Source organism: Acinetobacter sp. CAU_H_29a_1, from assembly GCF_058599505.1.
In genome coordinates this window covers 3,022,668-3,048,844 of record NZ_CM178655.1, presented here as the reverse complement: position 1 = coordinate 3,048,844, position 26,177 = coordinate 3,022,668, and the positions used below count along the sequence as shown (strand labels likewise).

General features: G+C 41.2%; 25 protein-coding genes and 2 pseudogenes. 6 read left to right on the top strand and 21 right to left on the bottom strand.

The genetic code is table 11. The features are described 5' to 3' along the window. Positions 1-139: 139 nt before the first annotated feature. The 3 genes from AC4MDD_RS15310 to AC4MDD_RS15300 are packed head-to-tail and all read left to right on the top strand — an operon-like array spanning position 140 to position 1,954. The gene (locus tag AC4MDD_RS15310) at positions 140-907 is read left to right on the top strand and encodes an energy transducer TonB (protein WP_183173516.1); all 768 of its coding nucleotides are present in this window, start codon (positions 140-142) and stop codon (positions 905-907) included. A gap of 19 nt (positions 908-926) precedes the next feature. After that, positions 927-1,550, top strand: coding sequence for a MotA/TolQ/ExbB proton channel family protein (locus tag AC4MDD_RS15305; protein WP_004692475.1), 624 nt, complete (start codon positions 927-929; stop codon positions 1,548-1,550). Beyond that, positions 1,550-1,954: an ExbD/TolR family protein gene (locus AC4MDD_RS15300; protein WP_004692473.1), complete on the top strand. Its 405-nt coding sequence runs from the start codon at positions 1,550-1,552 to the stop codon at positions 1,952-1,954. Before AC4MDD_RS15305 ends, AC4MDD_RS15300 begins: the two co-directional genes overlap by 1 nt. A gap of 55 nt (positions 1,955-2,009) precedes the next feature. On the opposite strand, the gene msrA is transcribed toward AC4MDD_RS15300, so the two are convergent. From msrA to thyA, 5 genes are all read right to left on the bottom strand, one after another. After that, the gene (gene msrA, locus AC4MDD_RS15295; protein WP_010325870.1) at positions 2,010-2,537 is read right to left on the bottom strand and encodes a peptide-methionine (S)-S-oxide reductase MsrA; all 528 of its coding nucleotides are present in this window, start codon (positions 2,535-2,537) and stop codon (positions 2,010-2,012) included. 114 nt (positions 2,538-2,651) lie between these two features. Next, on the bottom strand, positions 2,652-3,110 hold the full coding sequence (locus AC4MDD_RS15290) for an META domain-containing protein (RefSeq protein WP_004692470.1): 459 nt from the start codon (positions 3,108-3,110) through the stop codon (positions 2,652-2,654). A 95-nt stretch (positions 3,111-3,205) separates the two neighbouring features. Then, positions 3,206-4,258, bottom strand: a complete 1,053-nt coding sequence (locus tag AC4MDD_RS15285) for an Lnb N-terminal periplasmic domain-containing protein (RefSeq protein ID WP_491881960.1) — start codon at positions 4,256-4,258, stop codon at positions 3,206-3,208. Between the two features lie 26 nt (positions 4,259-4,284). Further along, positions 4,285-4,797, bottom strand: a complete 513-nt coding sequence (locus AC4MDD_RS15280) for a dihydrofolate reductase (RefSeq protein ID WP_004979012.1) — start codon at positions 4,795-4,797, stop codon at positions 4,285-4,287. A gap of 116 nt (positions 4,798-4,913) precedes the next feature. Beyond that, a complete protein-coding gene (thyA, locus tag AC4MDD_RS15275) occupies positions 4,914-5,756 on the bottom strand; it encodes a thymidylate synthase (RefSeq protein WP_004692464.1) in 843 nt (280 codons plus the stop codon). Positions 5,757-6,282: 526 nt separating this feature from the next. Here thyA and AC4MDD_RS15270 point away from each other — a divergent pair. Further along, complete coding sequence (locus tag AC4MDD_RS15270; protein ID WP_279743381.1) at positions 6,283-6,792, top strand: CHAP domain-containing protein; 510 nt, start codon at positions 6,283-6,285, stop codon at positions 6,790-6,792. 39 nt (positions 6,793-6,831) lie between these two features. Here the strand turns inward: AC4MDD_RS15270 and AC4MDD_RS15265 are convergent. From AC4MDD_RS15265 to lgt, 3 genes and pseudogenes are all read right to left on the bottom strand, one after another. After that, positions 6,832-7,200: pseudogene (locus AC4MDD_RS15265) on the bottom strand (hypothetical protein). Positions 7,201-7,203: 3 nt separating this feature from the next. Then, a complete protein-coding gene (locus AC4MDD_RS15260) occupies positions 7,204-7,587 on the bottom strand; it encodes a hypothetical protein (RefSeq protein WP_491881959.1) in 384 nt (127 codons plus the stop codon). A 99-nt stretch (positions 7,588-7,686) separates the two neighbouring features. Next, complete coding sequence (gene lgt, locus AC4MDD_RS15255; protein WP_159127139.1) at positions 7,687-8,499, bottom strand: prolipoprotein diacylglyceryl transferase; 813 nt, start codon at positions 8,497-8,499, stop codon at positions 7,687-7,689. A 93-nt stretch (positions 8,500-8,592) separates the two neighbouring features. Here lgt and AC4MDD_RS15250 point away from each other — a divergent pair, with 93 nt between their 5' ends. Further along, positions 8,593-9,375: an NRDE family protein gene (locus AC4MDD_RS15250; RefSeq protein ID WP_491881958.1), complete on the top strand. Its 783-nt coding sequence runs from the start codon at positions 8,593-8,595 to the stop codon at positions 9,373-9,375. 42 nt (positions 9,376-9,417) lie between these two features. Here AC4MDD_RS15250 and AC4MDD_RS15245 read toward each other — a convergent pair whose 3' ends face one another. The 4 genes and pseudogenes from AC4MDD_RS15245 to tatA form a co-directional block, all read right to left on the bottom strand. Then, positions 9,418-11,670, bottom strand: a complete 2,253-nt coding sequence (locus AC4MDD_RS15245; RefSeq protein WP_491881957.1) for a PhoX family protein — start codon at positions 11,668-11,670, stop codon at positions 9,418-9,420. A 198-nt stretch (positions 11,671-11,868) separates the two neighbouring features. Then, positions 11,869-12,654, bottom strand: coding sequence for a twin-arginine translocase subunit TatC (gene tatC, locus AC4MDD_RS15240; RefSeq protein WP_426977691.1), 786 nt, complete (start codon positions 12,652-12,654; stop codon positions 11,869-11,871). Between the two features lie 208 nt (positions 12,655-12,862). After that, positions 12,863-13,112: pseudogene (tatB, locus tag AC4MDD_RS15235) on the bottom strand (Sec-independent protein translocase protein TatB); the annotation flags it as partial. Between the two features lie 18 nt (positions 13,113-13,130). Further along, on the bottom strand, positions 13,131-13,355 hold the full coding sequence (tatA, locus tag AC4MDD_RS15230) for a Sec-independent protein translocase subunit TatA (RefSeq protein WP_005400828.1): 225 nt from the start codon (positions 13,353-13,355) through the stop codon (positions 13,131-13,133). Between the two features lie 159 nt (positions 13,356-13,514). On the opposite strand from tatA, the gene AC4MDD_RS15225 reads away from it, so the two are divergent. Next, complete coding sequence (locus tag AC4MDD_RS15225; RefSeq protein ID WP_491881956.1) at positions 13,515-14,399, top strand: AEC family transporter; 885 nt, start codon at positions 13,515-13,517, stop codon at positions 14,397-14,399. A 120-nt stretch (positions 14,400-14,519) separates the two neighbouring features. Here AC4MDD_RS15225 and rdgB read toward each other — a convergent pair whose 3' ends face one another. The 9 genes from rdgB to AC4MDD_RS15180 form a co-directional block, all read right to left on the bottom strand. Continuing rightward, entirely contained in the window at positions 14,520-15,140 is a 621-nt protein-coding gene (gene rdgB, locus AC4MDD_RS15220; RefSeq protein ID WP_035326407.1) for an RdgB/HAM1 family non-canonical purine NTP pyrophosphatase, read from the bottom strand. Between the two features lie 133 nt (positions 15,141-15,273). Beyond that, the gene (locus AC4MDD_RS15215) at positions 15,274-15,774 is read right to left on the bottom strand and encodes a hypothetical protein (RefSeq protein WP_004979036.1); all 501 of its coding nucleotides are present in this window, start codon (positions 15,772-15,774) and stop codon (positions 15,274-15,276) included. Between the two features lie 78 nt (positions 15,775-15,852). Further along, a complete protein-coding gene (locus tag AC4MDD_RS15210) occupies positions 15,853-16,443 on the bottom strand; it encodes a tetratricopeptide repeat protein (RefSeq protein ID WP_004692440.1) in 591 nt (196 codons plus the stop codon). Then, positions 16,440-17,033: a methionine biosynthesis protein MetW gene (gene metW / locus AC4MDD_RS15205; protein WP_004979039.1), complete on the bottom strand. Its 594-nt coding sequence runs from the start codon at positions 17,031-17,033 to the stop codon at positions 16,440-16,442. The genes AC4MDD_RS15210 and metW overlap by 4 nt, the downstream gene beginning before the upstream one ends. Continuing rightward, positions 17,033-18,190 (bottom strand): homoserine O-succinyltransferase MetX, encoded by a 1,158-nt coding sequence (metX, locus tag AC4MDD_RS15200; RefSeq protein WP_004979041.1) that lies wholly within the window; start codon positions 18,188-18,190, stop codon positions 17,033-17,035. Before metX ends, metW begins: the two co-directional genes overlap by 1 nt. A 101-nt stretch (positions 18,191-18,291) precedes the next feature. After that, the gene (gene leuA, locus AC4MDD_RS15195) at positions 18,292-19,989 is read right to left on the bottom strand and encodes a 2-isopropylmalate synthase (protein ID WP_491881955.1); all 1,698 of its coding nucleotides are present in this window, start codon (positions 19,987-19,989) and stop codon (positions 18,292-18,294) included. A gap of 426 nt (positions 19,990-20,415) precedes the next feature. Continuing rightward, positions 20,416-21,099, bottom strand: coding sequence for a Fe2+-dependent dioxygenase (locus AC4MDD_RS15190; RefSeq protein ID WP_004979045.1), 684 nt, complete (start codon positions 21,097-21,099; stop codon positions 20,416-20,418). A gap of 100 nt (positions 21,100-21,199) precedes the next feature. After that, a complete protein-coding gene (locus tag AC4MDD_RS15185; protein WP_491881954.1) occupies positions 21,200-23,500 on the bottom strand; it encodes a TonB-dependent receptor in 2,301 nt (766 codons plus the stop codon). 334 nt (positions 23,501-23,834) lie between these two features. Beyond that, complete coding sequence (locus AC4MDD_RS15180; RefSeq protein ID WP_004979051.1) at positions 23,835-26,030, bottom strand: TonB-dependent receptor domain-containing protein; 2,196 nt, start codon at positions 26,028-26,030, stop codon at positions 23,835-23,837. Positions 26,031-26,177 lie beyond the last annotated feature (147 nt).

Here is a 26,177-nt window from a genome sequence, read left to right as displayed (position 1 = left end):
CATAAAAAGTGACAAATTAATAGTTGCAAATGAAAACACTTCTCATTTATCATTGCGCTACTTTATTGTACTAACCGATAAGCATTATAGTGGAAACCAACCCAGTGGCCACTCCGCTTAAATTAGGTCACCGATTTTAATGAGTTCAACAGTTATTTCTCCTATGCAGACTCCCAACCCGATGAAAAAGAAAGTTCTTGTTGCTTTGATCGCGGTTGTCGTGGGCCATATGGGCGTATTGTGGGCAGTGAACCACATGAAAGCTCCTGAACTCAAACCGATTGAAAAAGAACCATTGAAGGTTCGCTTCGTTAAAATTCAAGAACCACCAAAACCGCTACCGCCTAAGCCGAAGGAAGAACCGAAAAAGGAACCGACTAAGCCGAAGGAAGTGAAGATTGTGGAAAAACCACAACCGACCCCACCGAAAAAGGTAGAAAAGGTTCAACAAGTTAAAAAAGCAGAAGTGGTTAAACCGGTTGTTAAACCAACCGAAACTCCAGTAAAACCGACAGTCACCACGACGATTACAGAGAAAAAAGTCGAAAAACCTGTCGTGCAACCAGAGCAAGCGAAACCTGTTACTCAGGCTGCACCAGCTGATACTTCACCGAAGTCGGTGTCGATTGGTGGTTCAGGTGTGCAATGGAGCCGCTCTCCAAAACCAGTTTATAGTAATCAAGATTTACAAGGTGAAAACCGTCGAGTCGTGGTGCTGATTGAGGCGAATGAAAAAGGGTCGATTGTGAATGCCCGTATTACGCGCTCAAGTGGTGTGCCTGCTTTAGATGAAAAGATTTTAAGAGCTGTCAAAGGCGCTAAATTTAAACCTTATAAAGAAAATGGTGTGGCTTATCCAATTCGGGCTGAGCAACCATTTGATTTAGAATTGAATACAAAACGCTAACTTTATCAGGAGTTCGAGTATGAACTTTTCAGTTTATTGGCAACATGCTGATGCAGTCAGTAAAACACTGTATTTCATCTTGTTGGCAATGTCGATTGCAACGTGGACCATCTTTGTTTTACGTATCATGGGTACACGTCAATTGAAACAACAAGCTTATGCTCAACTTTCGCAAGCTTTAGCTAAGTTAAAATCAAAGTTTGCTGTATTGAACTTTGAACAACGTAAAGCCGTTGCAGAACAAGCACTCCTTCGTCAAATTTCTGCTGAAAAAGCGAATGCTGAGAAAGGTGTTTCAGTTCTAGGTACGATTGCATCGCTTGCACCGTTCGTTGGTTTGTTCGGTACAGTATGGGGGATTTTCCATGCCCTTGTTGCTGTTGGCAAAAGTGGTCAAGCGGGCTTAGCGCAAGTTGCAACTCCTGTAGGTGAAGCACTGATCATGACGGGTTTAGGTTTGGCTGTCGCGATTCCTGCGGTGTTAGCGTATAACATCTGTGCGCGTGTAAACCGTACTTTGGCACATGAGCTTCAAGACCAAGCACACGGCTTGCTCATTGATACCATGTTGCAACAAGACTCAGCACCTGCGGCAGTAGAAAGTAAAGCGACTCAACAAGGTTTAGTTGGAGGTCAAGCTTAATGGCTTTTCAATTGGGTGACGATAACGATGCTGGCATGAATGAGATGAACCTCATTCCGCTGATCGATATTATGCTGGTTTTGATGATCATCTTCTTGGTGACAGCGACCGTTGCCAACCCATCAATTCCATTAACTTTACCAAAAACGACGGCTGATATTGTAGATCCTCCACCCAAAGCCATTACGGTGAGCATTAATGCAAAAGGCGAAGTGGCTTGGGATAATCAAGTGATTAGCTTGGAAGAACTACAAACGCGTTTTAATGAAGCGGGTGAGTTGGAAACCAAGCCAACGGTTCAACTTCGTGCAGATAAAGAATCTCGTTACGATATGGTCGCACAAGTGATGTCTCGTGCTAGTGAAGCTGGACTGGCAGATATTGCTTTCGTCAGCGATAACTAAGTTGATGTTAAAAAAAGCGACTCTTGAAGTCGCTTTTTTATTTTGAATTCTTGAATTATTTGCTGTCTTTCAATAAAGCTTGAAACTTAGAGCGCAGCTTCATCAGTTTTGGCGGAATGGCAAAGTTGCAATAGCCTTGAGATGGGTTACGAGCGTAAAAGTTCTGGTGATAGTCTTCAGCCGAATAGAACGTTGGTACAGGACTGAGTTCGGTCACAATATCGAGACCTTCTGCCTTTAAGTCGTTAATCGCTTGCTCTGCGTCAGCACGTTGTGCATCATTAAAATAGTAAATGACTGAACGATACTGTGTTCCGACATCATTGCCTTGACGGTTGAGTGTCGTAGGATCATGAGTGGCAAAAAACACATCGAGCAGCTGAGCATAGCTGATTTGAGTTTCATCAAAATCAATTAAAATGACTTCGGCGTGGTTGGTATCGCCACGACAAATATCTTCATACGTTGGGTTGTCGGTATCTCCACCTGCATAACCACTGGTCACTTTATGTATGCCCTGAAGCTCTAAATAAACCGCTTCTACACACCAAAAACATCCACCACCAAAGAGTGCTTGTTGCATTTTAAAATCCTAATTGTGTTTATATCTGTTTATATAAGGGCTGATTGGTTCAGTACAATGTTGTCTGTTACAGATTAAAAAAGCCTGTGATTACAGGCTTTTTATAGAAACAATTTAACGTGGTTGAATGGCAGAGCCAAACTGTAGCAGCAAGTTGCCATGTCGATCGAGTAGTTTCAGAGTTTTACCAAACACTTGGTAATGCGTCACTTTTGCCAGCGCTTCTTGGAACTGTTGCGGAACAGCACTGTTATTGATACAGGCCATTCGGGTGGTTGCGAGCTGGCTTAAGGTGAGCGTATCGCGTCCGACGGTATAACTGCCCATAATGCGGTTACAGCCATCTGCACCACTGATGCGGTTATCGGCTGAAAACTGAAGGCTTGGAATATTACGTTCATTGGATGCTGTTTTAATTTCGGTATTGCCCATTTGCGTCAATATCCAAGTCCGCTGCTGGAGCTGTTGAATGTTGGCCATTTCAATGGTATCAGATGGAGGTGGTGTCGTTTGGCAGCCAGTCATGATTAAGCTACTCGCTAAAAGACTGCTTGCAATCAGTTTTTTTAACATGGGATCAGACTCTTATTGTGATGTATCATCTGAACTATCAAAGCAAATTTTGTCGTTGATTGCCAGTTTTAACTTGCAGCTTTTCGTTGCAGACCTTAGCGTGTTTGGTCAACGGTTAAACCCTGACGGATAAGCTGTGAATACTCACGACTGGTTAACTCTGTTTCTTTGCTTACGCGTGGGTTGATATAAGCTTTTTGATACCATGTTTTCATATCCCACTGCGGACTAATCGCGCCTAAGTCATACAGATAGTTCGGCAAATATCCTGAAGCTAAAATACGATAGTCGGTTGGTAAAGCGTCATGTGAAACGGCTTGAACCATATCAAACACCAAGGTGGTGCAATTACTAGTGAGGGTGTTATACCACTTAGGATGTTTGGCGAGCTCGTCTGCCTTATGTAAATACTCTACAAACAGTGCTTTACTTTCAGCCTGTCCAAGGCGAACAGGAAAGAAATAGACTTGTTCATGACGAATATTGCTACGGGTATACACAATATCATGCTCATCTGAGGCCACTAAACTCAGCTCATATTTTCTAAAAAAACCACCAATCGCTGAAAATTCTTCATTTTTCTCTTTGCGAATTTCAATGGAAAAGGTCAGCGGTGCGGTATTGGCAAAATCAAAACTGACCAAAGTATGTGCAATTTGCGGCCCCATCCAGTATGAGGTAATGATATTGACCCCAGTGATTTGATTCAGATTGAAAGAGCGGGTATCCCAATGTTCAGTATAGGAGCCGTCAGGGTGCCATGTGAAATTGCGGACATTATGAAGGGTGACATGGTCGCCTTGTTTTTCATAATGCAAGATTTTTGCTACTTCAGGTTGCCAGTCGCGGTCTTGGCGAGCATCTAAACTAAAATACCAAGACAAAGCCAGTAAAAAGCCAAGGAGATAAAGAACGATATCGAGGCGACGACCAAAAAAGCTTTGGGTGATATAGATGCCTAAAATGCTGAGCGCAAAAGCAATCCAGATCCCAATAAAAATACGGCTGACCAACCAGCCCAAAGGCTCTTGAATCCACAATGCAAAACACAGCCAAATTGAACTCAACAAGACAAAAATACTAAACAGGGTGTGGAGTAACCCAAAGCCCAGTGTCCGCCAAAATTCTATTTTGATCATGTTGTGCATCGTGCTTTTAGCAAAAAGAATATGCTTTATTTTTGATAGGTTGCGAACTCAAAAGCAATTCCGGTTTTGTCATCAATATGTTGTTCTGACGCCACTTTTTTAAATGCTGCTGGAATGGCAGGGTAATGCGCATCACCTTGCACATCGAGTTCAACATGCGTGAGTTCTAAACGGTCCGCAATGTCGATGGTCTGTTTAAAAATTTCACCGCCACCAATGATAAAAATACTGTCAGGTTTTTCTGAAGCTTGAACATCGGCAACAGCTTGCGCTAAAGCTTCTTCGATGCTGTAAGCCACCTTTGTACCGTCAAAAGCCCAAGAAGTGTCGCGAGTAATGACCCAATTGACACGCTTGGGTAATGTACGGCCCATCGATTCCAGCGTTTTACGGCCCATAATGACCACACCACCTTGGGTAATGGCTTTGAAGTGTTTTAGATCGGCTGAAATATGCCAAGGTAGGTCATTGCCTTTACCAATACAGCGTTGCTGATCCATTGCGACTACATGTACAACTTCTAAGTTTTGAAAGGCCATAACGCGCTCAAATGTTGGGTCATATTTATCATTCTTCCTCAAGGAGAGGAAGAACATCTATGGGTAAACTTCAATCCGGCTGATTCAAGGCGAGATTGAATTGGGCTTTATCTGCTTTAAACAGCGACAGGTGCTTTAATCCCGGGATGTGATTCATAACCCACGATTTCGATATCTTCAAATTTAAAGTCGAAAATATCATTAACCGCAGGATTGAGTTTCAGTTGGCACAGCCCTAAAGGTTCACGGCTTAACTGAAGCTTCGCTTGTTCAAAATGGTTGGCATATAAATGCGTATCACCACCCGTCCAGACAAAGTCACCCACACCTAAACCGCAGACTTGCGCGATCATATGGGTGAGTAGCGCATAACTTGCAATATTGAAAGGCACACCTAGAAAAACATCGGCACTGCGCTGATAGAGCTGACAAGACAGTTTGCCGTTATGAACAAAAAACTGGAAGAGGGTGTGGCACGGAGGAAGGGCGACTTGCCCAGCTTCTTGTGGATTCCAACCCGATACAATCAGACGGCGTGAGTTTGGATTGGTTTTAATTTCATTGACTAACCAAGCAATTTGGTCAAAACCATCTTTTTCATACAAACCGTCGGCTTTTTTAGTTGCACCGAAATTACGCCATTGATGACCATACACAGGCCCCAGTTCACCTTCTGGGCGACCAAAACGCGCAGTTTGTTCTGCGGTTGACCATTCATCCCAAATACTGACTTTGTTGTCCTGTAAATATTGCACATTGGTATCGCCTTTTAAAAACCACAACAGTTCAATCACGATTGAACGAAAGTGAACTTTTTTAGTGGTTAATAAAGGGAAGCCTTGAGAAAGATCAAAGCGCATTTGATGACCAAATACCGAGCGCGTACCTGTACCAGTACGGTCGCCTTTATCACCGCCGTGATCGAGGATGTGTTGTAGCAGGTCTAAATACGTTTTCATAAAACTCTCAAATAAACACTTTTGGGGAACAGACCTCTTAATAGATGTGCCTGTTCTTTCCACTTTAAATTATAAAATCTGCGGATGATTATACTGAAATGTGCAGTATAACGCACCCAAGATTAATGGCTCAGGTAAGATGATTGATCATATAAAAGTTATGTGAAAGCTATTACAGAGAACCAGATTAAAGTGGTTTTGTGCAGGATTTAAACTGAAATAATTTAATTGTATTGGATCTAAATAAGCAGCCGTTTAGAGGGGCAATCCATTCCATATTTAAGGACTTCGTTAGCCGATGGTGAAACATTTTGGCTTGAGGCGAAAAGCACTTGGGTGAAGATTAAATTTTTTTAGTTAATTTAGGTTTCAAAAAGTACTGAGAAAAGAAAACTTTAGAAAGGTTGTGTTGCATTTTGAAAAAAAATATTACATTTACGACATGAAAGTTCAATGCTGAGCGGTTAGTATTTCGAACTCGAAAAGTTGCACACCCCTAATGATTGGGAGGAGAGTCGGTTTTAGTATGCCTTATGATCAAAACGTAAATATGAATGACGTCTATGCGCCTGCGCAAACCAATATCATAATACGTTCTCAGTCAGCGCGAAATGTCACCGCTTCGGATATTTTAAGCTCGAAGCAGGCACGAGAAAGGGCCATTAGCAACCATCAGCGTGTGGATCTTGAAAAATTTACAGGTTTCTTAAGAAATATTACCCGTCAAACCAGCACCCAAAAATGTGCTAAAAGTATTCGCATTGGCTTAGAGTCCGCGGGTGCGCGCTTCAAAAACCATCCTGTGGCTGCGGCGGATTGGGGTAAGACCTTAACTAGCATTGGTTATCGTAAAATCAATTTATCTTTTGATCAGCCTAAAAAAGGCGATATTTATATTATCGACCGTACTGCAAAAAACCGTTATGGACATATTGCCGCTTATTCAGGCAATGGCTGGGTTTCTGATTTTAAACAAAGTGGTTATGCGGTTTACCGTAACCAAAATGTGAACTACAGCTATTATCGAATGGATTAAGCAGATGTTGATGAGATGTAGCGCAATTCCACATCCTAATTAAACTCTTTTTTCACGCTGTGCGTGAATCGATACTAAAAATAAACCAATTCCACTAAAGCCGATACACTGAAGTGCAAGCGCAATTTTATCTTGAGCGGGTAGATAGCCCAGCAAACAAATCAGGGCAATTAGGGGCAGAAAAATAACCAAACGAGAAAAACCTTCCCGATACGGATTGTCCTGAGCAATCTTCAATAGCACACCACGTAGCAAATGCGTTGCAATGCCAATCACGAGACACAAACCAATAAAAATTGCGCCAAGCTGTTGAACTTATGCTGCCATAAAAATCATCACGCAAGTGGCAATACAAACGATGAGTTTAATTTGACGGCTACAGCGTTCCGAATACCAAAAGTTCAACATGGTTTATTTAGACTCAGGCTGAGTATTGCTATGCAAAAGAGATAGGGGGGAAAATAGGCAAATCCCTAGCGCCATAAAACCAATCCCTTGTGCACCCGGAACCAGTAGCTCACCATCTTTAATATTCATAAAAATCAGTGCCAAGAGAAGGGCAATCGGAATCCAAGTCAGTAGACGATACAGAAAGCCTCTAGGGTTCTTGGCCGCAAAATGAATTTTGCAGTAACGACAAATCAGAAAAACGATCCCCGTACCCAAGAACATTAAAATGGCATTGAGGCTCAGGGGTTCCATCCAATACAACACACCTGTTACAACAGCAATTGCGATAAAAATAAGTAATTTTTTAAGAATAGAAATTGAGGGATTAAACCAAAATTCGAGCATGGGAGTGATGTATTTAAAAACCAAACATATGTCACTTTAGCATAATTTGGCCCTAAAAAAGGGGCAATGATGCCCCCAATATTTAATCCGTTCATCGGATTAGCCATTATTCTTTTGTGGACCCCAATCATAGATTTTCTTTTGATAGGCATACCACATCATCCACGCGCCGACCAAAATCATTGGCAGACTGAGGAATTGGCCTTTACTCATCCATGCGATGAACAGCTGTCCGTTGTCAGGTTCACGGAAGAACTCGACGATGAAGCGGGCCATACCATAACCGATCAGGAATAACGCTGAAACCGCCATACGAGGACGTGGCTTTGAACTGAACCACCACAGTACGATGAATAACAATAACCCTTCAAAAAAGGCCTGATAGAGCTGAGAAGGATGGCGAATTAGCTGTAGCGGATCCGTTGGGAAAATCATACCCAGTGCAAAGTTTGGGTCTGCAACAGGGCGACCATAAAGCTCTCCACCAATGAAGTTGCCAATACGACCAAACATGAGCCCTGTAGGTACACATGGCGCAATAAAGTCGAGGGTTTGGAACCAAGTCATTTTGTATTTCTTGCACCAGAACAGCATGGCAAGCATTACACCCAAGAAGCCACCGTGGAAGCTCATTCCGCCTGTCCAGACTTGGAATAGCCAAATAGGGTTGGCAAGGAATTGCTCAAAGCCATAAAAGAAGACGTAACCGACACGACCACCAATAACCACACCTAGAGCGCCATAAAAGATCAAATCGGAGATCATATCTGGTGTCCAACCACGTTCTTTCGCGCGGTAGCTTGCAAGTCCCCAAGCAAACAAAAAGGCCAATAAATACATCAGGCCGTACCAATGAACTTGTAAAGGGCCAAGTGCTATTGCGACGGGGTCAATATTTGGATAGGTCAGCATGCATATTCCTAGTCATTATGTTTTGAACAGATTTTAGCTGAAAGAGATGAAAAATGTTGTACATTCAATGTGTAAAGATGATGAGTATCGTTTATGTGTATTGTGGCAATAGCATGGCAGGTCTTGGATGAGATGCCACTGTGTTTGATTTCAAATCGAGATGAGTTCTATCAGCGCCCTTCAAGCCATTTAAAGCAGTGGGAAAATAGCCCGATTATTGCAGGGCAAGATTTGCAGTCTGGTGGCACATGGATGGGTATAACGCCAATAGGACGTTGGGCAGTTTTAACCAACTTTCGCGATGGAAAGGATCAAACCAGCTATCCAACGTCTCGTGGACATTTGATTCAATCCTTTTTAGAGTCTGAACAAATCCCGATTCGTTTTGCGCAAGACTTAGAGAAAAAACAACGTGACTATGCGGGCTTTAATCTTTTTATAGGGGATCGGCATCAGGCGGTCTACATGAGCAATCGTGGTGAAGCACCACAGGTTCTTCCGAAAGGCGTGTATGTGGTGTCGAATGGTTTGATGACCGAACATTGGGAAAAAACCAAACATTTACGTAAGCGCTTTACTCAGGAGTTTTTACCCATGATGCAATTGCCAGATATGGCTCAAACAACCCTTCATGCAGCGGTGTGGGATATTTTGCAAGATGAGCGAAAAGTTGCGAATGAGTTGTTACCGCAAACGGGTATTGCCTTGGAGATGGAAGCGTTATTGTCATCTACTTTTATTCAAAGTCCAGTGTATGGTACACGCAGTTCTAACTTTTTATGTATGCAAGCACAGCAGTTTATATGGTTGGAAAAGACCCAATATGGTGAGCAAAAAGGAAAGATTGTACGACAACAAGTGAAGATTGAAGCATAAAAAATGCCGACATGGTGTCGGCATTTTTTTATTGTCGCTAGATTATGCTTTTGCTGTTTCTAATGCTTCGCCAGCGATTACACCACCATCTTTACGGGTGATGACTACGGTTGCAGAACGAGGTACTTTACCTAAGCGGCTATAACGATCGCTTTGGTTGGCGGGCCATGCGCCCCCTGGATGCTGGACATTTACGAAAATCGCTTTGTAGTCTGGTGTTATGGTCACACCGGTAATTTCACAGCCTGAAGGGCCTGTAAGGAAACGGCGAACCCGATCATTATTCAGCTTGGCACCGACAAAGGTTTCCTGACCTTCAGCTTTGGTACTGGAAGCAATTGCTTTAGTACCATCACCGACTGTACCCGGAAGTGCTGCTAACATCATGCAGTTGGTTTCATCGGTGTACTGACCATCATCGGTCTGAATCCACAGAATCCCGCGCGGATCGAACCACATGCCGTCCGGGGCGGAGAAGTCATTTAAATCATCCAGACCTGACAGGTTGATGTTAGAGGCAGCACGTGCTTCTGCACCGAACAGGAAAATATCCCAAGCAAAACTTGTCGCTGTAACTGTGTTTTTAGCTTCACTGAAACGAATGATATGACCATTCATGTTTCCTGAGTTGCTAGCTGACGAGCCTTTAAAGTCGATGTAGCTACGTGGGTTGGCTGCATCGGTTGGGTAAGCACGTCCACGGTTACCGTTGTTGGTAAGCGTCACATAGACTTCACCATTTTCGGGATTCACTGCAACCCATTCTGGACGGTCCATTTTGGTCGCACCAACATGGTCAGCCGCAAGACGGGCATTGATGACGATGTCATCTTGGCCTGCAAATGGATAGATTTCATTGGCAGCAGTTAAACCATTTTTGCCATGAGTCAGTTCTAACCATTCACCTGTACCGTCATCATTGAATTTAGCGACATATAATGTCCCTTTATCCATATATTTATCACCAGCGGTATAACCACCATTGACGTCTTTCGGATCCCAGACTGCTTCAGAAACAAATTTATAGATATATTCGCCGGTCGCATCATCACCCATATAGAACGCTAATGGCTGACCCGGAATAGGGTTACTACAGCGACAATCCTCGTGTGCAAAACGACCCAGTGCAGTACGTTTAACTGGACGTGTAGTCGCGCTAAATGGATCAATCTCTACAATGAAGCCACACGTATTCATGACATTACGGTAGTCTGCTAGCGCGTTTTCACCTTTAACTGAAATATCCCAACGATCATACAGATCTTTGTCACCAGTTAACTCGGCAATTGGAGTATTCCATAAATATTGCGAAGAAAGGGCATTAGCACCACCACGACCATAACGTGATAAGGCAATTTCTTCTTTTGCAATGGCTCGTGTGTCATTGGCTTGACGAGCGAAATAACCGTCCCAGTTTTCTTCAGCCGTTAAGTAAGTTCCCCATGGCGTATAACCATTACCACAGTTGGCAAAGGTACCGCGAGTCAGCGTCCCATCTGGTGAGAAAATGGTTTTGACTAAGTCAGAACCACGCGCTGGTCCATTAATTTCCATCTCGGTTGCTGCAGTGATACGACGGTTAAAATTAGAATTTAAGTTGATTTTAACGTCTTGTGTATTTGCATCTTTGCTGATCTCAATAACAGAAACACCATGCGCATTCACTTCACGGAGTACCTGATCTTCTGGACGTACGCCATTGATAACTTTTGTACCTTCTGGTGTATGGAGCTGAGGTAGTTGTAGGTATTCGTGGTTTAGAACAAGTAAACCTTGTGTTGATTCTTTGGCAGCATAATTTTTGTTGGTTGGATGCATACCGAAGAAGCTCATACCATCATGGTTATCGCCGGCACGGAATTGATAAGATGCACCTGATGGTAGTTCAGCATCGGTTTTTTCTGGATAAGTAGGGTTAATTGGATCGCCTACTGCATATAACACTTTCAGCTGGTAGCCTGCAGGAACACTGAAGAAGTTCGCTGTATTTTTTCTCACAGGTTCAAAGGTTAATTTATTCGGACGTGCTTTTAGATCGCTCCAGGCATGTTGATCTGGGTTAGTGGTGGCTGGCGGTGTAGTTGGATTACCGTCAGGAGTACCAGAATCATTATCATCATCTGAACAACCACTTACTGTTGCTGCAAATGCTAATGCCATTGCCCCACTTGTAGTTTTTGCAATAAAACCACGACGATTCATATGTTGATCAAGAATCGTTTGAAAATGCGTATTATTTGAAGTGTTACTATCTTCGGTCAGATCCTGACACGGAATCATTTCATCGTTGTTCATTTAAAAGTCCTAGCTTTTCTTTAATGGCTTGGTTGCTGCTTAAAAGCTAGAAATAAACTACCCGCTGAATATGACAGTACCTTGAAGAAAATATTTCAAAAAAGTTAAATAAATTAGTATTTTATTTAAATTTAAAAAACAAAAAGACATCCAGAGCTGCCTGAGTAAATCGATATTTTTTTGTTTTGGCTGGTATTGTTATTCAGTCTTTAAACGACGTTTCTCAATCAGTTTTCCTGCCAGTAAACCAAGTTCAAACAGCAGCCACATCGGGACAGCCAGCATGATCATTGATAGGGCATCCGGGGGTGTCACAAACATTGCCACAAAGAAGCAACCCACAATAATAAAGCGGCGTTTCTCGACCAGCTGCTGGGTACTGACCACACCAATTAAAATCAGTAATAGGGTAATAATTGGAATTTCAAAGGTAAACCCGAACACCAAAAACAGCTTCAAACAAAAGGTCAGATAGCTATTAATATCCGTCATCGGGGCAACCGTTTCCGGCGACACACTGATGAAAAAATGCAAAATTGACGGCAGTGCAACAAAATAGGCAAAACTGATGCCGATATAAAACAGACAAATACTGCCAATCAACAAAGGTAAGGCCAAACTTTTTTCTTTCTCATATAGTGCAGGTTTTACGAATGCCCAAAGCTGATACAAAATAAATGGCATCGCTATCAGCAACGCCACAAAAAAGTTCAGTTTAAATGGTGCCATAAAGGTTGCCGTGACATCGGTTGCAATCATGGTCGATGTATGTGGCAATTGCGCACGTAAGGGCTCTGATAAGACCTGATAGGTTTTATTGGCAAATGGCAATAAACAAAAGAATAAGGCAATAATTAACCCGACAATTTTAAAAAGATGCTTACGCAGCACCATCAGGTGCTTGGTAATTGGCATTTCTTCTAATGCAGGTTGCTCAGACTTCACCGCTAAATGAGGAAGCTGAGTAGAATTGGGCTGACTCATACCGCGACCTTCATTTCAGTATATATTGTATTTTGAATGGGGGAGATAGATGCTGATGCAGTCCGTACTGGCGCTTTAGGGATGCGTACCATGCACTGTTTTTCTGTATTTTCAACAGGTTGATAAAACTGCTGTTGTAAGTTGTTTAAAGATGCCTGTTTTGAGTCTGTCGATGATTTTGCATCATCAAAGATTTTTTCATTTTTCATTTCAGACATCTGAGCCTGCATTTTTGCTTCAAGCTCTTGAATACGTGCCATTTCTTGCTGCATTTGTTCACGTAATTCAGATAAACGCAATTCACGGTCGATGTCGTTTTGAACATTGCTGACCATACGTTTTACTTTGCCATACCACTTTCCAACAAAACGCGCAGCTTCTGGAAGTTTCTCAGGACCCAGCACCAATAATGCAATGATGCCGAAAATCAGCAGTTCTGTCATTCCAATATTGAGCATAATCTCAAACCCTCAGCCTTAGTGTTTTACTGTCGAATTGACATCACTGCTATTGGCTTGATGTTCAATCGTACGAGGTTCTTTGAGTTGCGCCGCTTCTGCCTCATCATCTTTTATTGATTTTTTAAAATCTTTGACCGCGCCACCCACATCTTTACCTAAGTTCTTAAGTTTGGCTGTACCAAAAAGAAGAATAACCACAATTGCAAAAATTAGTACGTGCCAAATTGATAGTCCCGCCATGGGTAGATCCTCATCATTTTTCGTTTTCCCTATATCAACAGGCTTGTGTGACATTGCGGTGACGATGATGTTTCAATTTCAAGACAAAACGATCGCTTTGCACTGATTTTGAGAAAAAGCAGTGTTATGATGATTCCGTGAAATTTCAAGGATATTGAAGTGACGTTGCTGCTCCCTCTGTTGGCCTTTCTTAGTGGTTTACTCCTTGCATCCACCCCATTGGCAACACGGTTGAAAACAGGCTTTTCAAGTCTTTTAGCGCGTTGCTTCATTCCGATTGTTATTGTCTACAACATGGTGTTTTATCAGGCTGGTAGCTTTAGTCTGATGTTATTCAGTTTTGTCGTGGCAGTGCTCTTATTTTACTTTTTCCTCTATTTTTCAAAGAATAAATTAAGCGCCCTATGTTTTAGTTATGTCAATATGGCATGGCTAGGCTTTCCTTTTGCGATTGCGTTGTTTGGCACAAAAATTAGTCCAGCAATGGTGGCCTTATATATCGGTGGCTCTATTTTTGGCAATCTCTGGGCAGTGACAGCTGTGAGCCAAACATCGTTAGCTTTTTCGTTTATTTTTAAAAAAGTGCTCTGTGCTCCCCCCATGATTGCTTTGATTCTGGCCCTTATTTTTCGTTCCGTTGGGGTGCAATATTGGTCACAGCATGATCTGATTGATGTGGTTTATAGTGCAGCCAAATTTGGTATGAGCTTCTCTGGCATGTGCGTATTGGGCATGTGGTTAAGGCACACCAAAGTTGAGAAAGCGGACCTGTGGCAAAGTAGTCAGACGGCTTTATTAAAATTGGCATGCGGCGCGGTGTTGTGCGGGCTGAGTTATCGTTATCTCGCTATTCCTAATATTGAACAATATATTGGGGTCATGTTCTTATTATTTTGTTTACCGCCAGCAGCCAATATTGTGGCTTTGGAAACGTATTATCAGGGTACAGGCACGTCGGCAAAATACATTGCTTCAGGTACGATCATCAGCTGTGTCGTGGTGAGTATCTATGGTTTATTGCTGCATGTATTTGCTGTGATCTAAGCACTCACTTTTAGCTGGAGATGTGTAGTGCTGCGCAAGGGCGATAGAGGGGAGTATCGAAAATCTTTCGCCACCATTCTCCCCAAAGGGAGAAGACATTGCGCATTTCAATTTTTATTATTATAAACTGGCTTTAAACAGTTGCATCGCCTGACCACGATGGCTGATTTTATTTTTTTCTTCTTTGCTCATTTCTGCACTTGAAAGCCCTAGCTCGGGTAACCAGAATAGCGGGTCATAACCAAAACCATTTTCACCACGTGCAGCCTCCAGTACTTCACCTTTCCAAATACCTTGAAAAATTTGCGGAAGAGGATCATCGGCATGTTGTACTAACGCTAAAACGCATACAAACATGCCTTCAATCGATTGACCGTCTTTACGCAGTGGCTTGAGTTCAGCTAATAATTTTTGGTTATTGGCAGCATCATCGCCGTGTTCACCTGCATAACGCGCAGAGTAAATCCCCGGTGCACCATCTAAAATAGGGATGCAAATCCCAGAGTCATCTGCAATGGCTGGTTTTCCTGAAATTTTAGAAGCATGGCGTGCTTTAATAATCGCATTTTCGACAAAGCTCAGACCATCTTCAATGGCATCTTCAATATTCAATTTACCTTGAGCAATCACTTCAACAGGTAAGTTGAGTTCTGCAAATAATTTTTCAAATTCCGCAATTTTACCTTTGTTATTGCTTGCGAGGACTAACGTGCCTTGGGATAACCAATTTTGTGTAGACATATCTGTTTTTGAAACTAGCATAGATTAAGTTGGATTTTAGGGTTTTTCATTAGAATAGGATAGTGTTGAGTCGTTATGTTTAGGACTCATTAGGAGAATAATTCTTTAAATTTACATTTTGTTCTATTTCAAACTATTTATTATTTCCTCCTGTTTTTCCAAATGCTGGATGTAAGTTATGAGATAAATTGTCTTCAATTAGCTGTAATATATTTGAAGCGACTTTATATGTTCGAATTTCAATTTCGTATTCGCCTTGAAACCAGTTTACCAATCTTAAAGCGTAGGTTTTACTATGAGCACCTAAAATATGCTGTTTTAAGCGGTTTATCACGTTCTTCGAGGAAGAACCTACATACAAAACATCAGAAGGGTTGTGGTTGAGTTTTGGGCAAGCTATTTCTTTATTATGTTTAAACTGTTCGAATTTGAAACGCGTTTCTTCTGAATTACCATTGATTTCTTTAATAATATAAATTGCAAAAATATCTTCTTGTATTAGCTCTTTTCTGTGAAGAATGAAAAAGGTTTCTAGATCTTCATTACTTGAATAAATATAGGTGTTTATAGGTTTTGATTGCTTTGCTATTTCACAATCGTTAATCAGTGTATCTAAATAAGAGTAATCAATCATAATATCAAAAAGTTTTAGTTATCTTTGATATAAAAAACCGACTATCACAAGTCGGCTCTTCTATCTTTAACATTCAGCTTATTGAGCTTGAATCCATTTATCTGCACGGTCACGTGCTTGACGAATTTGATCTTGTGTTAAGTTTGCCGCCAAGGCTGTTTTCTTGCCTTCAGAAAGTGTAATCACTTTATTGTCGAGCATGCCATCTCGAGTTGAAAGCTCATACCATTGGTAAGCACCCATGTAGTTTTTCTTTTGTTCTTCCATCATTGCTAAATTAAAGCTTGCGCGGTTATCACCACGGCTGGCTGCTTTTTCAAAGTATTGACGTGCTAAAGATTCATCTTTTTTAGTGCCTAGGCCATCTGCAAGCATACGGCCAACATTTAGCTGAGCTGCCGAAAGACCTTGATCTGCAGCGGCTTTGTACCAAGCAAAGGCCTGTCGTTCATCTGCAGAGATGTCTTTACCTTGTTGATACTTGGTTGCAAGATAGAACTGCGCAGCAGGCTGACCTGCTTTTGCCGCTTTAATTAAGCTATTGATATCCATAACAGAATATTGTGCAGCTTGACTCGCAACAGAAGTGGTTGGGGAAACATAATCTGCATGAGCTTGAATGCTCAAAAGTCCAACCAGTAGTGTCGTGCTTAAGAATAGTTTTTTCATAGAGCGCTCACTCGATAAATTGCGACTTCACCAAACAAATTCGGGAGACGTTTACTGAGTAAACTATCTTGTTGATCCCCATTTACAGCGAGTCGATTAATAATTCTGATGTTATTTTCCGCACAAAGTGCTTCAAAATCACGGAAAGTACATAAGTGGATATTGGGTGTGTTATACCACATGTACGGCAAAGCTTCAGAAACGGGCATCATTCCTTTCAGTGCCAAGAAAGAACGGGTCTTCCAATGGGCAAAGTTAGGAAAAGTAATGATCGCCTGTTTCCCTACGCGCACCATATCACGTAATAAAACATCTGGTGCATCTACCGCTTGCAAGGCTTGTGCCATAACGACATAGTCAAAAGACTGGTCTGCAAAGCGGCTTAAACCCAAGTTTAAGTCTTGTTGGATAATATTTAACCCGCGACCGACTGCAATTGCAATCTTTTCTTGATCAATTTCCAGTCCATATGCGCGAATATTGTGCTTTTTACTCATATGGGCCAGTAATTCACCGTCACCACAACCTAAATCGAGTACGCTAGAATCAGGTTTGATCCATTTTTCTGCCAGTTGATGATCAATACGCATTACACAGCCTCCTGAGTTGCTTGAAGGTGTTCAGAACCACCCAAAAATGCACGTAATGCTTTTACATACAAAGGAATCGGGAACAGGAATGAGTCATGGCCTTGTTCAGCGTCGATATCTAAATAGCTCACCGGTTTGTGGTTGGTGATCAACGCATCCACAATTTCTTGTGAACGTTGCGGGGTAAAACGCCAGTCGGTGGTAAAGGACACCACAAGGAACTGACATTTGGTCTGTGACATGGCTTTAACTAAAGACTGCTCATACTCACGTGAAGGATCAAAATAATCCAAAGCTTTGGTCATAATCAGATAAGTGTTGGCATCAAAGTTACGGCTAAATTGTTCACCTTGATAGCGCAAATAGCTTTCGACTTGGAATTCGACATCGAAACCGTACATAAATTTGCCTGACTTTAAGTCGCGGCCAAATTTTTGTTTCATGGCTTCTTCAGACAGGTAGGTAATATGACCGACCATACGTGCCAAAATTAGGCCACGTTTTGGATAGCTGTCATTTTCAAGATAGCGACCATCATGGAAGTCTGGATCAGACAAAATTGACTGTCGTGCGACTTCGTTAAAGGCAATATTCTGAGCAGACAGTTTCGGCGCACTGGCAATAATCACACATTTTTGCAAACGATCAGGATAATCAACTGACCATTGCAAGGCTTGCATACCACCCAGCGAACCACCAATCACCGCACTCCAGACTCGAATGCCCAGATGATCGGATAAAATGGCTTGGGTTTTAACCCAGTCACGGACGGTGACTAAAGGAAAGTCAGGACCATAAGGACGGTTATCATTTTCAGGGTTTGGCGAAGTTGGCCCTGTTGAACCGCTACAGCCTCCAATATTGTTCAGTGCAACCACGAAAAACTTTGAAGTATCAATCGCTTTGCCTGGGCCAATACAAGCATCCCACCAACCCGGTTTTTTATCGTCAGCATGATGGTAACCCGCAGCATGATGATGACCCGATAGCGCATGGCAAATTAAAATCGCATTGGATTTATCTGCATTGAGCTCACCATAGGTTTCAACCATCAGTTCATAACGAGGGAGAATACGGCCGCATTCGAGCTCTAAGGGCTCTTCAAAAGTAAACTTTTGTGGACTAACGATACCCACGGAGTCAGCAGGAAAAGACACAGGAATAATTCGCCTTAAATCTTTGGGATTAATAAACAAAAGGATACCACTTGAGGGTATCCTTCTAAAGTCATTTTAGTGCTAATTATTATTGCTAATACTTATACCGCAGCAGCAATCACTTGATCTGTGCTTAACACACCTTGATCAATTAAGCGGTTGGTACATGCAATAATAGCTTCAATCGATGAGGTCACAATGTTGTCGTGAATACCTGCACCGAAGGCTGATTTCCCCGTTCCTTTGACTTGTAACTCAACCAAAGCCAAGGCTTTTGCATTTGCCCCAGAGCTAATACCACGCTCTTCGTAGCTCAAGACGTCAATTGGTAACTGTAAAGCATCCAACATTGCAGAGATTGGACCGTTACCTTCGCCACGTAATTGCTGAGTTTCACTATTCACTTCAACTTCAAGCTCAACCACTTGTTTGCCGTTGTTGTCATACAAACGGTAGTTCTTAGTCGAGTAATGCGTATCTTTGGTGTCTACATAAGTTTCTTTGAACAATTTCCAAATTTCTTGTGCGGTAATTTCAGTGCCTTCTTCATCGGTACGTTTTTGTACGGTTTGAGAGAATTCAATTTGGATACGACGTGGTAATACTACGTTGTAATTTGCTTCTAACAAGTAAGCAATACCACCTTTACCTGACTGTGAATTGACGCGAATCACAGCATCATAGTCGCGGCCCAAGTCTTTCGGGTCGATGGGTAAGTATGGCATATCCCAAATTTCTTCGTTCTTTTGGAACTCAAACCCTTTTTTAATGGCGTCTTGATGCGAACCAGAGAATGCGGTGAAGACCAAATCACCTGCATATGGGTGGCGAGGGTGAACAGGTAAACCTGTACATTCTTCTACCGTTGCAATGATTTCATTGATATTTGAAAAATCTAAGTTTGGCGCAACACCTTGAGAGTACATATTCAAAGCAATCGCAGCAACGTCGACGTTACCAGTACGTTCGCCATTACCAAACACACAACCTTCGACACGGTCTGCACCGGCCATAATGGCCAATTCTGATGCAGCAATCCCACAGCCACGATCGTTGTGACAGTGCACAGAGATAATCACGCCATCACGACGGGCGATATTGCGGTGCATCCATTCAACTTGGTCTGCATAAACATTCGGTGTCGAAACTTCAACCGTAGCAGGTAAGTTTAAAATCACTTTATTGGTTGGCGATGCTTCCCAAATTTCGGTAACTGCATCACACACGTCTTTTGCAACCTCTAATTCGGTTGCAGAGAAACACTCTGGGCTGTACTGGAACACCCACTCCGTTTCAGGATATTGCGCTGCATATTCTTTGACTTTGCTGGCTGCATTAACGGCCAATTGCTTCGCACCTGCAACATCGACATTTAAGACTTTTTGGCGGAAAGTGGGAGCATTTGAATTATAAATATGTACGATGGCACGTTTTGCGCCCGCTAATGACTCAAAAGTACGTTGGATCAAATGATCACGTGCTTGAACTAAAACTTCGATATACACATCATCTGGAATGTGATTTTCTTCGATCAATTTACGGGTAAAGTCAAAGTCAATTTGAGAGGCTGAAGGGAAACCGATTTCAATATTCTTGAATCCAATTTTCACCAACATTTGGAACATTTTAAATTTTTGTTCCATGTCCATCGGTTCAAAAATCGCTTGGTTACCATCACGCAGGTCAGTACTCATCCAAATAGGCGCTTTTGTAATTTCGTTGTTTGGCCATTGACGGTCTGGCAAGTCAACACGTTGATACATGCGACGATATTTTTTACTTGGATCAGCCAACATCATGAGGTAACTCCTTACATAGTACGGGTTGCATTTAAGGGGGGTAATAAAAAGCAACCTACTATTTATATAGATTGTGTCTATGGTCTCTATTTACAAGGGAGTCTTCAGGGTGTTTGTAAACGTAAATATTTGATACGACTTAGATTTACCGTGAGTAACCTTGTAACGTTATATTTAAGAGTTTAATCCAGTTCGGCCGAAAAGATTTTTCTTTTTTTATGGCTTTTAGTCGTATCTGAAAAAATATTTCCCTTTAATTTGATATATAGGGGAAATATTTCCGTGTATTTTTGAGATGTGTTTAATCTTTTTCTTCATTTTACGAATTTGGTTTATTTCATTCGCGTTTTTGAAGAGGTTATGAGAGCTCGATAACCATATCTGTTTGGATAGATCAAAGAGCTTACACTCAATTCACAGTAAAATTTACAATTCAGACCACATCCGTATGAGGTTGTGATAGATATTGGTGAGTTTCACGACTTCAGGATAAGTATCCCCATGATCTACTCGGAGTTGACGAATACTTTCATCTAAATTGAATAACATATGCCTTTTTTGATCTTCACGAATCAAGCTTTGTACCCAAAAGAAAGAGGCGAAACGTGTACCGCGAGTTATGCTACTAACTTCATGTAAACTAGTAGAAGGGTATAGTACAACATCGCCTGCGGGTAATTTAACTTCGTGATATCCATAGGTGTCTTCAATGACCAAATCACCACCGTCATATTCTTCAGGTTCGCTCAAGAATAGTGTGCAAGAAAGATCAGTTCGGAGTTGTTGAGCTGTACCACGAATTAGGCGAATAGAGTTGTCGACATGAAAACCAAAGCTTTCATGTTCATCATAACGGTTAAAAAGTGGTGGAATAATTTGATGTGGGAGAGCCGCAGCTTGAAAAACGGGGTGTTTCCAAATGGCTTGAATGACTAAATCACTTAAATGATGTGTTAACGGATCTTGTTCGGAGAGTTGTTGATTTTGTTTGACCGAGGCAGATAGAGTTCCTGCAGTCACTTTTCCTCCAACCCAGTCTGCTGTTTCCATCAATTGACGAAACTCAGCTACTTGCTCTTTTGATAATACATTTGGAATATGGTGAATCACAGAGAACATCCTTGATTTGATGGTTATAAAAATAGCCTCATAGAGAGGCTATTTTAGTTTAAGTTAGATAATTTCCATAAAGTTTTTATGGAAATCAAACTTAGTATTTGAAGTTGATTGCCAATACCGCATTACGGCCATTACCTTCAAATGCATAGTGTGCTGCATGTGCACTGGTAAAGTATTGTTTGTCAGAAATGTTATTCACATTTAATTGAACATTTACATTACGATTTACATCGTATTTCGCCATTGCATTATAAATGGTGTAAGTCGGTAAAAACTTAGGTGCAGTTGTATTTACATAAACCTGATCACGGTATTCAGCACCAGCACCCAATGTTAACTTTGGTAATACTCGGTATGTTGACCATAACGTTGCACTGTTTTTCGCCACAAATGGAAGTGGTTTACCTTCCTGAGCAATTGCATTGTAAGCAGCTTTAGTGATTTCGCTATCTAGATAGCTATAACCTGTAGCTACTTCCCACTTGTCGGTAATTTTACCGTTTAAGCTTACTTCAAATCCATCAACTTTACTTTCCCCTGCATTTGCAGTCGTCGTCGAGTCAATTTGGATACGTGTATTCTGTTTCTCAGTACGGAAAATAGCAGCAGTTAAATTCGCACGATTATTAAATAAATCCCACTTTGTGCCAATCTCGAAGGTACGTGCTTCTTCAGGTTTAAGGTTGTTAATAATATCAGTGGTGCCTAGGGCATTGTCACTGCTGTCACCTTCAGCCAATACGCCAACAGGGTTCGCAGAAGTTGCAAAACTGGTGTAAATACTACCATTTTCAGTTGGTTTGTAGACTAGGCCTGCTTGATAGGTGAAAAAGTCTGAGTCACTTTCGTATTTTGTGCCTTTAGGAATACTGATTGTTGAGTTGTAAGCACCAGCAGTTGTTCCGGAGACATCCTTATTATATTTTTTCTCAGTTTCAAATTTGTCCCAACGTACACCTAAGTTTAAGAGCCATTGAGGATTGAATTCGATACTGTCTAAGGCATATACAGACATCGTTTCACTACGCGTAGTAGACTGTCCTTTAATGCTGCCCATAGTATCGGTAAAGAGACCATTGCCTGGGTTGTTTAGACTAGTACACCAGCCATTGAGAGCTGCAGCAGTTGAATTACATGAGTTGATATTAGACGTTAAAATAGTAGAGGTTGTTTGGCCTGCTGCATTGGTAAACGTATGCATTCCTTGATCGGTTTCTTGTAAACTCCATTCAGTTCCTACATTAAATGAATGCTTTAATGAACCTGTATTGAATTTGCCTCTTAAAGAAAGTTGGTCGCTATATGCATCTGTGTCTAAAATACGTGTGAGTGCACGGCGCGCGACAGTTCCTCTATAGATGTTCCCTTTTGAGTCATCGGCATTGGTATAAACATAATCAGATTTAGATTTGTTATAAGTAGCAATGTTAGATAGCGTCAAATCTTCATTAAGATCATGTTCTAACTTAAATGTTGCAATTTGATTTTCACGCTTATCAAAATCACGCGCTTTCCAACCATAGTATGTGCCTGGTTTAACACTGACTGGTCGACCGTCACCTGGTGTCACAGTTACGCCAGCTGGTGGGCTGCTTGGGTTTGCATTATTAAATGGGATACCCGCATCTGGTTCATCATTGCTACGTAAATAGTAATAACCGACAGAGCCCCGCGTATCAGAACCTAGACCAAAAGCTAGACTTGTTGCGATACCTGCACGAGCATATTCAGCACCGTCATGTTGTCCTGCTTTTTCATTTTCATGACCCATGACTACAACGCGGCCAGCCATTCCGTTGCCGAAATCTTTATTCGCATCGAGTTGAATGTGGCGATAGTTATCCGTGCCACCTTGTACGCTACCTTGGTAAGTATCGCCTTCATGAGCCACTTTAGGAATGAGGTTGATACTTCCGCCGACGCTGCCACCACCGCCAAGAGCAGAAGAAGAGCCTTTAATAACTTCAACTTGTTCGATTGCGAACATATCTCGACTTTGTGATGTCGTATTGCGGACTCCATCGACATAAATAGATGATTGGCCGCTATATCCACGAATATAAGGCATATCCGTAAATGGTGTTCCACCTTCACCAGCACCTAAAGTGATACCTGGCTCATAACGTAATGCTTCTAATAGAGTATTTGAATTGGTTTCTTTTAGTAATTTTTGAGAAAGAACAGAAACAGATTTTGGAGTGTCAAGTAGGGGAGCAACGAACTTGCTGTTTGCAGATTTGTCTACTTTCAAACTTTGTTCTGCTGCCGCTTCCGTGTGAATTGTTTCTAATTGCACGACTTGATCTTGCGCAACAGCATTGACTGCAACCACAGAGAGTGTTGAAGCGATTGCTGAAGAAACCAGCTTTTTACGTGTTTTGATGAAGGCCATAACGAATCTAGTTCTAGCGTTGTAAATTAGTATGCGAATAATAATGATTCTTATTTTTTGTAGCATAACTATTACATTGGAATTGTCGATGCTTAGATATATTTGTGTAGAAAAAATAAATGTAATAATGTAATGAATTGAATTTAAGTTTTTGATTTTTATTTGAATTGGAAAATTAGATTATATTTTTATAATATTATTGGAATTTAGAATCCATTATTTTTAAGCTAAGTTTGAAGGTGTTTCTCAATTGAGTATGTATAAATTATGTTGGTTCTATATTAGCTAAGTACGAAGAAAACCCTGCCGGAGCAGGGTTCTCTATACTGCAATTTTAGAAGTCGTAAGAAACAGATAACCAAAGGTTACGACCAGGTAGGTATGTACCAGACATGCTTGAACCAATAACCATGTAATCGTAATAAGATGCAGGATTATTATTGGCATCAATATAAGTGCCATTGCTTGTAAAATCTTTATCTAGCAAGTTATTGACTGCGCCATTAAAACGGAGCTGATCATTCACAACATAGCTGGCACCCAGATTGAAAAGATTGTAGCCCTTTAATTTATTGTTCGTTGCATTGTAAATAATCGCTGAATCACCTGCTGTTTGAACGGTACTGTAGCGCTTACGTTCTGATTTATATTCATGTTGTAACCATAGATCCAAGGATTCATTAATATGCCAAGTTGACGTCATATTAAAGGCATTTTTAGGCACGTTATTCAGGTAAGAACCTTTATTTTCACCTTTGGTAATTTCTGATTCCATGTAGGTATATGCTGCTTTGATATCCCATTCAGGAATGATGGTATATTTTAAGCTAAGCTCAACACCTTTAGTTTCGGCTTCATTCGCATTTATATTTTGTGTAAATGTATCTTGAGTAATATGTGAACCGTAACTTACACAATCTGGTCGATTTGGATTTGTTGCGGAATAACAGTTTAATAAATCTGGCCCTTCAGTAATCAGATTTTCAATTTTATTGAAGAATGCAGTAGTGGTAAGGTCTAAATTACCATTGTTATAATTAAAACCAAGTTCATAGTTGGTAGATTCTTCTGGTTCTAAATCTGGTGAACCAATTCCAAAAGATGTCCCCTGACCAGAAACACTAATCACACCGTCATGTAGCTGTTTTGCGGATGGTGCCTTGTAGCCAGTACTCACACCACCTTTAAAAGTAAGTTGGTCGGTTGTGTTCCATACAAGGTATGCGCGTGGGCTGAACTGACCACCGAAGCCAGAGTGATCTTCATAACGACCACCAAGTGTAAATCCTAAATTATCAAGAATACGCCATTCATCTTCTGCGTATACCGAAAAAGAGTCTTTTTTAAAGGTTGAGCCAAATCCTGCAATGTCATCCGCAATTTTAGCTTCTTTATATTCAGCACCAAGTGTTAATTTATGATTTGCAATGGGTAGAACAACATGAGAGTCGGCCACAAAGTCAGTATTTTCTAAAGTACGATCTGCGCCTTCACCTACATTGTTTTGGAAGGTTCTAAACGGAATAGTTCGACCGAGAGTTTCAGTTTTAGTTTGACTCACATATGAAGTCCATTGACCAAAACTATAATCACCATCGTGACCAGCAGAAATTTGATCACGTTTAAACTCAAGTTCATCTTTATAACCTGTCGCACCAAGTCCTGTCGCTCCTCTAGGGATGCTGGTCCAGTCTTGTGTTCCTAAGCGGTTATCATCATTTTTATAGGTTTGGCTTGAGTGGAAACCGTCTATCCAGAAACTGTTTTGATCATTGAGTTTAAATGAAAGTTTTCCGCCAATATCATAGATGTCTGCTTCGCTTGGACGTGGATCACGACCTGACGTTCCAGGAATACGTTCAGATTTTTGACGGTCTAAATAAGAGCCACGTAGTTGTATTCCAAGTTTATCTTGAATAATTGGACCATTTACAACAACACTGGTTTTCCATGAGTCTGCTTCGCTGCCATGCTCCATGACATTGCCACCGATAGTGACATTGCCATTCCATTCATTACTAATTTTTTTGGTAATAATATTGATGACACCACCCATGGCTTCTGAGCCATAACGAGTTGCCATTGGTCCACGAATGACTTCAATACGCTCAATCGATGATAAAGGTGGTAAAAAGCCATTTGAGGATTCACCAAAACCATTTGGTGTGACATCTGAAGAAGTCGTTTGACGACGACCATCAATTAAAATCAGACTATAGTTATTGTCTAAACCACGCATGCTAATATTCAAGCCAGAAGTTTTACCGATTCCATTACGAATATCGATACCTGGTACATCTGCTAATAGGTCTGCAATGCTGGTTGCATTTTTCTTTTCAATATCTTCTTTCGTGACCACGCTAATTGAAGCTGGTGCATTTTTAATATCTTGTTCAAAACCCGCAGCTGAAACCACAATAGTGGAAAGCTGATGGGTAGATGAATCTTCAGTTGTTGTTTCTGCGAAAACAGGAGTGGTGATTGCCCCAAGCAATGCCAATGAAAGAGGGTGTAGATTAAACTTACTCATAACTAGAGTTCCAATGATGGACGAGAAAAAAATTGAAAAAAACGATCAAAGTTGACGCAAATATTAATGGTAATATTTATCATTTGCAACAAAAAGCCATAAAAATATAATACTTTGCGCTTAATCAGTAGCGATTTAAAAATATTC